This window comes from Salinibaculum sp. SYNS191 (assembly GCF_037338445.1).
GTDB lineage: Archaea > Halobacteriota > Halobacteria > Halobacteriales > Haloarculaceae > Salinibaculum > Salinibaculum marinum.
Genome location: NZ_CP147838.1, coordinates 884,951 through 896,934 on the forward strand (window position 1 = coordinate 884,951; position 11,984 = coordinate 896,934).

Annotated in this window: 11 protein-coding genes; 3 read left to right on the forward strand and 8 right to left on the reverse strand. The window is 57.3% G+C overall.

From position 1 onward, the window contains the following. Nucleotides 1–61: 61 nt before the first annotated feature. Nucleotides 62–931, forward strand: a complete 870-nt coding sequence (locus tag WDJ57_RS04795) for a hypothetical protein (RefSeq protein ID WP_338904384.1) — start codon at nt 62–64, stop codon at nt 929–931. A 14-nt stretch (nt 932–945) separates the two neighbouring features. Continuing rightward, nucleotides 946–1,722 (forward strand): hypothetical protein, encoded by a 777-nt coding sequence (locus tag WDJ57_RS04800; protein ID WP_338904385.1) that lies wholly within the window; start codon nt 946–948, stop codon nt 1,720–1,722. Nucleotides 1,723–1,746: 24 nt separating this feature from the next. Here WDJ57_RS04800 and WDJ57_RS04805 read toward each other — a convergent pair whose 3' ends face one another. Continuing rightward, nucleotides 1,747–3,708: a hypothetical protein gene (locus WDJ57_RS04805; RefSeq protein WP_338904387.1), complete on the reverse strand. Its 1,962-nt coding sequence runs from the start codon at nt 3,706–3,708 to the stop codon at nt 1,747–1,749. Between the two features lie 310 nt (nt 3,709–4,018). Then, nucleotides 4,019–6,562 (reverse strand): hypothetical protein, encoded by a 2,544-nt coding sequence (locus WDJ57_RS04810; RefSeq protein ID WP_338904388.1) that lies wholly within the window; start codon nt 6,560–6,562, stop codon nt 4,019–4,021. A 235-nt stretch (nt 6,563–6,797) separates the two neighbouring features. Here WDJ57_RS04810 and WDJ57_RS04815 point away from each other — a divergent pair, with 235 nt between their 5' ends. Further along, nucleotides 6,798–6,959 (forward strand): hypothetical protein, encoded by a 162-nt coding sequence (locus WDJ57_RS04815; protein WP_338904390.1) that lies wholly within the window; start codon nt 6,798–6,800, stop codon nt 6,957–6,959. A gap of 620 nt (nt 6,960–7,579) precedes the next feature. Here the strand turns inward: WDJ57_RS04815 and WDJ57_RS04820 are convergent. The 6 genes from WDJ57_RS04820 to WDJ57_RS04845 form a co-directional block, all read right to left on the reverse strand. Next, a complete protein-coding gene (locus WDJ57_RS04820; RefSeq protein ID WP_338904392.1) occupies nt 7,580–9,388 on the reverse strand; it encodes a winged helix-turn-helix domain-containing protein in 1,809 nt (602 codons plus the stop codon). After that, nucleotides 9,385–9,687 (reverse strand): hypothetical protein, encoded by a 303-nt coding sequence (locus tag WDJ57_RS04825; protein ID WP_338904394.1) that lies wholly within the window; start codon nt 9,685–9,687, stop codon nt 9,385–9,387. The genes WDJ57_RS04820 and WDJ57_RS04825 overlap by 4 nt, the downstream gene beginning before the upstream one ends. Next, a complete protein-coding gene (locus tag WDJ57_RS04830) occupies nt 9,684–10,592 on the reverse strand; it encodes a DUF6884 domain-containing protein (RefSeq protein WP_338904395.1) in 909 nt (302 codons plus the stop codon). The genes WDJ57_RS04825 and WDJ57_RS04830 overlap by 4 nt, the downstream gene beginning before the upstream one ends. Next, nucleotides 10,589–10,831, reverse strand: a complete 243-nt coding sequence (locus WDJ57_RS04835) for a hypothetical protein (RefSeq protein ID WP_338904397.1) — start codon at nt 10,829–10,831, stop codon at nt 10,589–10,591. Before WDJ57_RS04835 ends, WDJ57_RS04830 begins: the two co-directional genes overlap by 4 nt. Then, a complete protein-coding gene (locus WDJ57_RS04840; RefSeq protein WP_338904399.1) occupies nt 10,831–10,959 on the reverse strand; it encodes a hypothetical protein in 129 nt (42 codons plus the stop codon). Before WDJ57_RS04840 ends, WDJ57_RS04835 begins: the two co-directional genes overlap by 1 nt. A gap of 553 nt (nt 10,960–11,512) precedes the next feature. Next, nucleotides 11,513–11,983, reverse strand: coding sequence for a hypothetical protein (locus tag WDJ57_RS04845; protein ID WP_338904401.1), 471 nt, complete (start codon nt 11,981–11,983; stop codon nt 11,513–11,515). Nucleotide 11,984: the final 1 nt, after the last annotated feature.

Genomic DNA, 11,984 nt, shown 5'->3' on the forward strand with positions numbered 1-11,984 from the left:
GATTCAGATTCACTATTTTCAATACAATAATTAGATTGGGTGTTGTTAGCCTCGAATAAGCATGACCTCTACACTGAGCATAGGGGAGGTAACGGCCCTTCTCTTGGACGAGAGATTTTACTCGAACCCGTTACGCCCCAAAACCTTCTACAAACTGTTATACTTCGCTGACAAGGAACTCGATGACATCGGATTGAACACGGATGTCCAGCACTTCTGGTACAAGTTCGGAACGATGGCGAAGACCGGTGGATCCCCGGTCACAGTAGAGTCGAGTGACGATGGCCGAGAAGTCCGTTGCAGCCTTTCCGCTGCCCAGGTCAGCCTTCGAAGGGAGGAAGAAACGAAGGCGCGTCTCGCACTTTCTCGAGTACTCAACCGTCTGTACGAACAAAATACGGAGGGGCTGACTGATGACATGTACGAAGAGGCGCCTTACGATGTCCAGCGCCACTACCGACGACTGGACAAACAGCTCAGTGACGCTACCGACGACAAACCAGATTATCCCGAAGTAGATCCCAGCAGGGAAGCAGTCATCGACACAGTCTTCCATATCATCGACACCTTCCCGGTCGACGACTACCCATGGCTGGAGGAAGATCTTGATCTCTGGTACTCGGTTGTAAGTGCCGAACTCGATGCCGAAGAGTACCGGCCGCAGAAAGCCCTGAAGATCTCTGAATTATTCTGGACCATCTTCTGTATTGACCTTGCCCAACGCGAAAACACGGGGTTGGCCCCCGAAGAGATCGCTGAGGAACTGGACACGCAGGATCTCGAAGGCCGCCAAGAGGACATCCGGAAAGAACTCGAACTGATCGAGCGAGAACGCTCCCGCCTACACACAGACCTGGAAGAGAACCATGTAGTGTCCGAAGCCGCTGACGGTGTCGCAATCGCCCTCCTCGGTCTTTCACCCACCCCCTAACCACCCTTCCCTCCATGACTCGGTATTTCGTAGACACCAACTGCCTGCTCGGACTCACCTTCCTCAACGACCGGTGGTACCCAAACGCCAAACGATTGTTCGACACCGACAACACGATATACACCGGGAAGAACGCCGTCTACGAGTACTGCTCCAGTACCGAGGACAACAGTCGGCGTTCCGCCGACGTCCGGTTAGACCGGGACGAAGGCCTGTACGGGGAGAAACGGGCGAAGCTTCGGTTGAAGCTGAGGCAGTTCGGGAAGAAACTGCAGACCTACAGTGACGACGAGCTCGATATTGAGACGGTGATGGACGAGTACGTCGACCGGTTCGAGATGAAGGAGTCCGAGGAGAAGGAGGTCCGTCCACGGCTCCAGAAGTACTTTGAGTGGTACTTCGAGAAGGAGGGAGAACTCACTCGGCGGACTGCTCGTGAGGCTGCTCGGAAGCTGAAGGACGTCCTGATGGAGCGGTCGATTAAGCACAAGGACCAGATCGAGGCCCGAGTCTATCTGGAACCTATTCGAGACCGAGAATACCCTGATGTGGAGCGAAGGTTGAAGGAGTGGCCTGTCCACATGAAGAACGACGCTGATATCGCTTTGATCTGTGATGCCATGTTCCTAAAGGAGGAGATCGGTATCAGCCACTTCGTGACTGGCGACTTCACAGACATCTACTCAAACCTGGACTGGCTCCACGAGAATCTCGGGTTCAGCGTGCTGTACTTGCTGGATATTTTCGCGGGCGAAGAGAAGCCTACTGCGGGATTGGACCTGGACGACTAGTCCTCCTGGGAGGCTCGACAGGGTTTAAGCGAACGGGTCTGCTTCACAGTCCTCGGTGAGATGAGTCTTTACATCCATTGTCACTTCGCCACAAAGCTCGCACTCGATAGGGCCGTGTCCAGCATCTTCATCAATGACCTGGAGACGAAGGGAGTGATCGGTATACCAGAATCCGGACTCTCCGATAGAGTAATTGACGAGGATGTCCGGTGGCTGGGCTCTGTCGTCTCTGATTGATAGAGCGTCAATGAAGTATTCGACATCTTCTACATCTTCCTGTAACTCCTCAACTAGCTCGTCGAAGGACCCTGAATACCCTTCGAGGCCAACGGTTATCTCGTCTCCTTCTTTACCCCATTCCTGTTCGAAATCTTCAGCTATCTCGTCGGTCTCGAACTCGAAAGCGAAATCGAAGGCACCCCAGATACTCCCTATCAGCTCGGACTCAAACCTGTCCGCTGCTCGGGTAACACGGTCAACGTAGACACCAGTGACCACTGCATCCTCCCCGATTTCGCGGAGACTTTCAACAGCTTCTATTGCATCATCCCGTTCGATATCCGCCTCAATTGCTTCCCGAATAACTTCCGCGTGAGACTCTGACATTTCGAGGGGTACCGGGATTTTCGTGTCTGTGATCAGCTGCAGATAGTACAGCTGCTCGATGAGTTCCCGTTCAAACGGGTCATAGATAGAGGGGATGTTGAACGAGGTTGGTGAACCGACTTCGAATTCTTCCCCTCGCTCCTTATCGTGAATCACTGTGCTATCGACACCCACCCCTTGCTGGAGATCCTCCATTTCAAGAAGTTCGTAGTACTGCTGGATATCGATCTCATTTAGAGTGAACGTGATGTTGAGACCAAAGAGCGGCTTAGGTGTCAGTCCCTGAACCCCCTGCTGTGCCAGCGTTACCATCACTGGATACTCTGGAGAGATGGAAGCGTCGTTTTCAGTGATTATCTGGAGGGTCTTTCCGTCCAAACTGAGCCGACTGGCGACGGTACGTTCATATGAGGATTCCGCCAGTAGCTCCGCAATCGCCTCTGTCCGCGGAAGAATTAGCACACTATGCTCATTCCAGATTTTTACCCATCTCTGCGGTGATTCCTCACCGTCGGAAGGACCGTAGAACGGAACGCTGAACTCACGTTCCTCCTCTATCGCTGCCTTTGCTATTCGCCGGAGATACGTGAAGAGGTCGTGAACTCGTTCAGCTATGTCCAGCGAGTGTTCAAGGAGGTGGTCAACCGGGATCCCGGTCAGGTAGGCCTTTTCCTCATGCTTGCAAAGGAAGAGTGCGAAGTCGAGGTCAACCGCGACATCTACATCCTCTTCCCCTTCTCTTGAGATCTGGAACTCGTTGTCTGTTTGGGGGATTATCCGATTCCCGTGTTTGACTGCGTTATACGCGTTCCCGAACTCAAGATAGAAGTTCCCGATATCCTGTATCTGTTCATCCAGCATCTCAGCTGACTGCTCAACGAGGTCTTCAATCGAGTCTGCAGATAGCTCGTCGAGATCTATCTGTTCCAACTGCTCCTCGTCTGCGTCCTCTGTGATGAATCGGTAGCCAAACAGTGATTCTAGGAGGTCCCGGTAATCGGCCTCGATATCGTGGTCATCCAGGTACTCCGCAACTTCTCCATCGTTGAGTTTGGTGTAGAACGTCTTCACCTCTCTCGGGTAGGTGGATATGAGGTACTTCACTAAGTCCTCGCGTCCCTTGATGTAGGCGAGATAGTAGATACTGAACGCTTCCACGTACTGCATCACAGACTGGAAAATCTCGATTTTCGAGTGGACGAGGACCTCATCGTCTTTCTCGTCAGTATCTACCTTGACTCCTCGGTTGAGTTTCTGCTTGGACTCCTGGATATGGTAATAGAGGATATCAGGGTCGTGGGCTAAGTCGATGAATTCCTCGGGAGTTCGGTCCTCTGATTCTGACAAGAACTCTATACTCCCAAGAAAATCATTTGGCATATTTGACAAGACGATGTGGGTTGTTTAAACAGTTCCGCAAGGGGTGGAGCTGCCGCATTGTCGAGACTAGTTAACAGTTCGTCGTGCGCTTCTGGATTTGAGCCGATGATGTACAGTAGTTTGAGTCAGGTCCCGTCTACTATCTGGGATTCCTTGCGGTAGTCCAGTCGTGGCCGGTGTATGGGATTCCAAGGTATTCGCACATCGCGTCATCTCATGCCGATAACGCCATCTTTTACCTCAACACGAGAGATGACTTTGTTCTCTTGTCGCCGGTCCCCTTTCCTGCGTCGTCGCAGAATATAACCGATCATGAAGTGTCCCGCGGGACATCGATAACGATGCCGTTGTTGTCCGTACTGTCGATGTGGGCACGATAGGTAAACTGGACATGAACCTTGTCTCGAATGTCAGCGCCGTCGGCCAAGTCCTCAGCATTCCACCCCTCCACATCCTCGCCAGGCGTCACCGACACAGAAATCGGATGATCGTCTGCGTCTTCGGCGTACTCGAACTCAGCATCGAAGACGGCAATTGCGGCTGTCTCGGACATTGACTCAGTGACAACAGGGACATCACAGAAGCTGAGGTAGCTTCCGAGGGAATCGGTGTGTTCTCTTTCACTTCGGTCATCATCGCGCAACACAGTTTTACCGTCAACTTGCTCAACGACGAACGCTCTAACTTCGTGATTGGCAGCGATGTCTGCGAGCACGTCGGGCAGTTCAGCAAATTTGTTGATTGTGCGCTCTTCGAAATTCAGATGTTCCACGACGAAGTTTCGGTACCGTTGCAGCAGCTGTGTAAATCGGTCACCGAAGAAGGTCGACACTCCATCGTCAACGAATATCCGACGCGGCATCACTACAGCACCACTAAAATCGCCACCAACATCGGGACCGAACACTTCTCCTTGTTTGATTTCTCCCGTCTCTGCGAGCACTGTCCGAAGTCCGCTTGATTCCAGTTGTGAATTGACCTTCTCAGCAAGTCCATCCGTCCGCCCTTCGTCAAGTGGTTGTTTACGTACCCACTGTTGCTTTTGCTCGTCGAGTGCGGTCTTGATGTCTTTGAAGTGGCGGATCAGAACGTTGCACCGCTGGTCGATTGGTGGATATTCGTCGTGGAACTTCTTGAGTGGGTAGTTGGTGCGGTACGAGGCGATCCTGTCGGTAATCTTGTCTACTGTGTGCTGGTCCGCCTCAGATTCGAGGATGACACTGCTCTCGGGAGAACGATCTCGGACGGCGGTCATCGTATCGAAGTCAAGCGTCCAGACAAGCATGGTGCAGTAGAAGTCCAGCAACCACGTGTTGACAGACATCCCTGTGGTCGCACTACCGTAGTTGTCATCGAGTGCATGATTGAGATTCCATCGCTCCCAGTAACTCAGTCTACCCCCCTCGTCCCTCATCCCGAAATAGATCTCTGAAGGTCTCTCAATGTCATCAAGTTTGCTCTCGGCATACTCACTGAGCACGTGTTCCAGAAACGTTGCTTGGAGTTCGTCCGCACGGAACAGTTTGAGTACCCAGCCATACGCCGCAAACCGTAGCCGATTAATAGCTACGCGATACTGATCCGCTCGTTGCTGTTTCTGCCGATTCACGTCTCCAACGACATCGTCTGTTGCATCTTCTTCTCCTCTTGGTACTGGCGGTGCGTGTTCGTATCGTCTAAACTGGAAGATGTCGTCAAGGAGGTGGTGCAGATACGCCAGCGCCGTGCGGCTTTCGCCCTCAATTGAACGACGCCACAGAGATGTCTGTGTTGCGAACCAAGCGTCGAGTACTGTTACACTGGTCTCCAGTTCTCCTAATGAACTTGCCCCGTCGAATGAGGCCAAAACCTTGTGCTGGAACTCTTCGAACCGAGACAATATTTGTTCGATACCCCCGCTCTCAGGGTATTCGGCAAGCTTCTGCGTGAGAAATTGTGGCATCGTCTCCAGTGACCAGCAGGCAATCTTCGTCTCGTCGGTAATCGACACCCCGTAGAAGATAGCTCCATACGACGTGATAACCTTGTCTTCTAATTCTTCGTTCGGTTTTTCTAAACTGCGGCGGTGTAGACCAAGGTATCGATCCCTGACGAAACCAAGTAGTTGCTGATCAATCTCGACTTCGTGGTCCTCCTCATCCAACTCAATCATCAACGAGGTCACATTCCCGAGTGTATCTTCGAGTCGTCGGGGGCGGTTCTGCTCGATATCTGCTTTCGCAGCATCGAAGAAGTGTTCGAGATATGCGTCGTAGCTCCCGCTCGCCTTTCCGTACTTCCCTGTCCGTGCAGCCGCCGCGAATTTCATCACCGTCTCGTCCAGCGTGTTGTGGAGCAAGAGTGAGAATACTACCCAGAAACGGTGGATAGTGACGACGACGCTGACAAGAAGCAATGCTCCCACTGACAGTCCCACATCTGTCATGACGTACTGACCCGTCGAGAGGATGACACCCAAGCCCACGAGAAGGTTCGCGGCGAAGAGAAACGTGATGGTCTCGATCGAGCGGAGTTTGTTTGCGAGGTCTTCGACGACTTCGGGAGTGGTCGGCAAATTGCGGACAGACTGCCACGCAAACGAGAGGGCAACCAGAATCAGCGTGATTACGGTGGCGTGGATACCCCACAGCGCGGTCAGGCTGTCCGTGGTGAAGCTTACCGTCGGGAGCGGAGAAAGAACTGGATCAATGATGGGAACCACAAAGTACCAGGGCAATCCGACGAGGAGGGCGATCACGATTCCGATGCTGATACCTTCCCTGCGACTGTATCGCCCAGCGATGAGGCGGTTAATTGTAATTGCTAGATAGCGTGCAATCTTCGCGGTGGCATCGGTCATGCCCACAACAGCCATCACAGAAGCGTGCCAACGCTGGCGGTATAATAGTTTCTCAGGGACAGGTCAGAAGTCCATTATTTGAATGTGAATCTTCCCGAAGACAGTGAGACAGCGGTATATATATAAGTGATTTTAGTTGACTCCGTGCAAGATATGCGCACTCTATTCAGCACGGGCGCTGAAACTTATCACTACTTGAGGGTTTCAACAAGGCCAAAAAAACAGGAAACTGGGGGGTGTGTGTAAAAATATGCGGCTCAGGATGAACGATGAGAGGGAGCGTCGTCTTGAAGCGCTCCTCGAAGCCAGCGGCGAGAATACGAAAAGCAAGGCCATCGACAGTGCCGCGAAGTATTACGTCCGGATGTCCGGGGCACTGGCGCGGTTCCGACCGGAAAGGTGGCGGAACTGATGCAGCTGGCTGAACAACAGGGCAGCGTCACGCCAGCCGAGATCGCAGACGTCCTCAACACTGCGGAACTCCCGGTCACTTGGGAGAGCAACTGGTCAGTGGGTGACTGATATCAAGTACAGGAGTTTCGCACAGGGGCGTTCAACTCAGAAAGGTGCCTAAGAAGATCTGGCCTGTTCTCGTGTCGGAGTATTCCCAACAGCCGTTACCCCCGTACTCCCGGTATTGACTGGTCTCCGGGACTCCTCCGACAGTCCAGGCTGCGGTAGCGGTGCGGGAAGGGCCGGCCCGGTCTGGGCCGGTCCGTTTTACCCGTGCCCCCTCAGGGGCACTAACGCTAAGGGGGACCGGCCGACCGCTGTGCCACCCAGACCGGCCGGCACCGGCCGAGAACGACGTCGAGCCGGCGGAATCGAGGGTTGGACTGCCGGCCGTTTCGCGCCAGTTGTGGTGAAATAATCTACTGGCGCTCCGTTAACACCCGAGTGAAAGCGAATTGTATAAGAATAGTTATTGAAGGTATCTAGATAGTATATGTTGACTACAGGAACGGACTGAAAAGAAGAAGCGAGTGCGATGGCAGGAGCTACCGACCCGGCGAACCGGCCGGAGACGGCGGGCTACCCTGGCGGCCCGGTCGCGAACAGCGGACTGTTGTCGACGCGAACGCGGACTTCGTCGTGGTCGAGATACTCCTGGTCGAGCGCGCGAGCGAGCTGGTCGGGACGGAGGTCGACGTCTCCGAAGTAGCGCCACGTCGAGGAGCCGTCGCCGGCGTCGCCACCAGTGGACTCGTCCTCACCAGCAGCGACCGACTCGGCGCGGTCGACGTCCTCCTGGTCGGCCTGCCGCTGCTCGCGACGTTCGCGACGCTCCTCGGCACGGTCGCGACGATCTTCGGGCTGGTCGCCAGGGTTGATCTCGTCGAGGACGTCCTGGCCGAGTTCCTCAAGGAAGCGACTCGACCAGCTAACCAGCGTCACGGCGCCGCGCTCGCGTTCGAGGATTCCAGGGCCGCGAGCCGGGCCAGCCTCACACAGCCGGCGCACGTGCTTGCGCACGGTCCGATACGCCGCGCCTGTCTGCTCGACCAGCTGGTCGTAAGTCATCCCGGCAGCATCATCGGGCGCGTCACGAAGCGCCGCGAGGATGTCGTACACCAGGTCCGTTCGGTGACTCGTCGCCTGCCGGTACAACGGCGGCACGAGACTCTCGTAATGGCGCTGCAGCCACTCGCGGCGACCCTCGGGCTTCTGAAAGGCAATCGGTGGCGCGTCGGGGCCGTCACTGTAGTCGTCGGCGACGAGATGGTCCTCGCGAACGTCGGCCCACGAGAGGTGCGTCAGCAGGACCTCCTCCAGGACAGCCATCACCTCGTTCCAGCGGTTCATCGGAATCGCACGGCGGACACGCTGGTTCTGCTCCTCGTCGTAGACGCGTTCTTTGCCCTCCAGCGCGACCTCGACCTTCGGCTGATCCATCGGATACTCCAACTTCTCGGGGTGGTCGGGATAGTAGACCTTGATGGAGAGCTGGGCGTCCAGCGCCGGGAACCCGAGCTTCTCCCAGGCGTCGGTCTGCAGCCAGCACTCCATCCACTTGCCGTCCTCGTACTTCCCGCGCGTATCCAGGTCGGCCTCGTGGGCAGCCAGCAGATCCGCAGACTGGCGGATCGTCTGGACGACGTGTTGCTCTTTCACGCGCTCGATGCGCTGATGCACTTCGGCCTTGGTGAAGCGTGCCGAGTCCTGGCAGATATCGTCAACTTTCAACTGGTAGCCCAGCGCTCCGCCCAGGAACTTCGTCGCGAGAGCGATGGCTTCGGTGATATCCTCCAGCCACGTCGCCTGGACAGTCAGGAATGATCCTTCGCTGTACGGGATATCGAACGAGGAACCGTCCTTCTGGATGAGGTCCTCCCGCTGCGGGCGGATCTTGACCGAGAACGAGCGATCCGGTGTCGATCCCCAGCGGATCGCGCCGTCGTCGTCGACTGGCCGCAACGTGAGGTCGTACTTGTAGAACGCGCGGTACTCGCCACCGATCTCGCGACCAGCTCGCCACGGCGAACTCACGAGCGTGACGGCGAAGCGACCGTCCTCGTCGTCGTGGGGATGCTCGAAGTCCCGGGAGAGCACGCGATACTCCTTGTCGTCGTACTCGACGATATCGTCCGTCGCCAGCCAGGCAGCGCGTGCGTGCTGGTAGGCACTCCCGTTGGGCAGCGGCCGATCATCGTCAAGGCCCCACTTCCGGCGAAGTTCATCGGCGTCCCGCTCGAGATCTTCGAGGGTGAAGGTACCGTTCGCGCCGTGGCGAGCCGGCGCAGGCATGGTCTCCGTCGTGGTGTCGACAGCCTCCTGGCGCCGGTAGTCGTGGCGAGCCGCCGTCCGATAGGCGACGTCGGCGTCTGGCTGGTCGAGGCTCACTCTAACCACCTCATCTCCGGCTTCCTGGTGTGCTGGGCGCCGTAGTCACGCACCTCGATACTCTCGACAGTGGCCCACTCGTCGGGAAACTTCGCGGAGTCCTTCGAGCGGACCTCGTGACGGACGTCGACGCCAACCCCGTGCGTGTAGGCGATGACGATGCGGTGGTCAACGGTCTCGTGACGGTGACGGTGGCCGACGAAGGGCTTGCTCGACCACTGCGCCAGCGTGTAGAGCCGGTCACGGTCCCAGCGCCGGACGTGGTCGTCGTCCGAGCCGGTGCTGTACTTCGCCGTCATGGCGACTCACCTCCGTCAGTGACAGCCTCGGTCGCAGCATCGACCTCGTCGCCCATCCAGTCGATCTGCTCGAACATCCCACCCTGGGCTTGCGCAACATCTTGGAATGGGAACGACACCGACAGCTCGCCGGGTATAAGGAGTGCGTCGAAGACATGACGGTCCTCCAGCGGCTTGCGGTAGTCCCGACCGAGGAGCACTTCTAACTCTACGTCTCGGGGATCGACACCACTAGCAACGTTCGACAACCACGTTGACAGCCCCTCGTGGACGTCCAGCGCCCACCTGTCGAGGAGCGTCGTCACGTCGTCTCCGGACGGAAGGCGCTGGTCCGAGTCAACGGGAATCCCTCGCAGGTCGCTGGGCGTCTTCTCGTAATGCTCGATCGGCGTCGCCGGGTCGAGGACCGCGTGCTCGGCAGAGATGATGCGCCACTCGTCGGCGCACGTCTCTCCGTACCTGCGCTTGTTCGTCCAGTAGGCACCCTTGTACCGCGCTTTCGCGGGGATCGGCTGGTCGTCCTCGTACTTCGAGCCGGAGCAGCCGACTGCGCCCAGCGTGAGTGGGTCGCGGTCACGGTATTCGTCGATTGCGTCCCGGACTCTGAAGCAAAACGACATCCCATAGCCGTGGCCGTCAGCACCCACGACACCGCGATCGATGTCGACCACCGTCTGGCGAACATCGACCAGATCGTCGCACTCGGAGGCGAGATGCGCCGACATGAGATCGGGAACATGCTCGTCGGCGAGGATGTCCAGCAGCAATCGGTACAAGGGCTTGTCCGCCGCCGCAACCGTCGTTGCGCCGCGGACGCCCCAGACCCAGTGACTCGAGACGGCGAGGTCACCGCCAGGAAGGGCGTGCTCGCGAGGGCGTGGGCAGAGCTTGTCCTCGCGCGTCACGCGGACCACCTCCAGTCCTCGAACGTGCTCTGGCCCTCGACATCGGGCCGATCACCCGGCATCGGCACGTTCTCGACGGTCTGCTCACCGTCTGGCTCGGGATCCGTGGCGTAGACCGTCTCACCAGCCTCGACGTCGTCGGCGTCGTCCTCCTGGTCGTCGGGCGACTGCACCGGGCGCTCGGTGATGTGCTGGTAGGTACCGTCGAGCGGCTGGCCCTCGTAGGTCCGCTCGACCATCAGCGCTCACCTCCGTAGCGACAGCCCACACAGCGGCCCTCGCTGTCGAGATACTGCTCGTCGACGCGGTCGCCACACTCGATGCAGACCCGCGAGAGTTCCGACAACGAGTCGGGGAGACTACTCACGTGACTCACCTCCGTGCTCGCACCCGCTGATACCGCAGCCAGTCAGCCCACAATTGGGGCACTCCCAACAGTCGTTTCCTGCTGGATTCGGCTCCGCTCCGCAGGTGGTACACTCGCCAGGGTTCCGCGTGATACAACCAGTCAATTGAACCACCTCCGTCGTCGTGCGCTAAGTAGCGCTAAGATAGCAGATGTGGTTCTATGAGACTCTCTACTCCCGAGTATCGCGTTTCCGTGGTTGTTTGCGGTGGTTCGCCTCAGACTATACCCCGCAAATTCGGCAGTTTGAGTGGTCTGGTTTGAGGCACCCCCTACGCTTATGCCGGAAGAAGATCCGGCCAGGACTATGGAGGTAGCAATAACTCCAGAAGTTGTAGCGGCTTTCAGTGGTACCGTAACGGCTGTTGTTGCGGTTTTCCAACTACTTACCCACGACGGAGATGAAGGTGGGGATGACGACGACGATGGGTCTGGCGGAAACTCAGGAGGGGCGGTATTCCTACCCGTGCATGAACACGCGTTACGTAGGGCCCGTCGGTAATCGATAGATATCTCAGACATCGCCCTCACCTCCGTCGGTCGCGAGAGCCCGAGAAGTTCCAGACACGCCAGCGCCGGCCGCGTTCCGGTCGACCTCGTCCCAGGGTTTCGCTTCGCCATCGCGAACGATGTACCACTCACCGGGCGGCCGGTCCCGACCGTCGCGCTCTTCCAGGCGGTCGGGGCGCTCGCCGATTTCGTCCAGGCGCGACGCCCGGCGCTCCAGCATCTCGACGATCTTCTCGCGCGGCCCGCGGTCGAGTTGGTGCTCGATCTGGAGCCAGAAGTTGATGACGCGCTTGGAGTCGATGCCCTCGATGCGCTTCTGGATGAACCAGCCCGGCTCCGTGTTATACTGCGAGCCACTGTCGAACAGCGGCCGGTCGAGGAAGCGAGCGGGGTCTTCGCCGATCTTCTCGCGAAGTTCCGCGCTTCGCTCGTGCGTGTGACTGCGGGTTGCCCGGGTCTGGCCCTCACCTGCCATC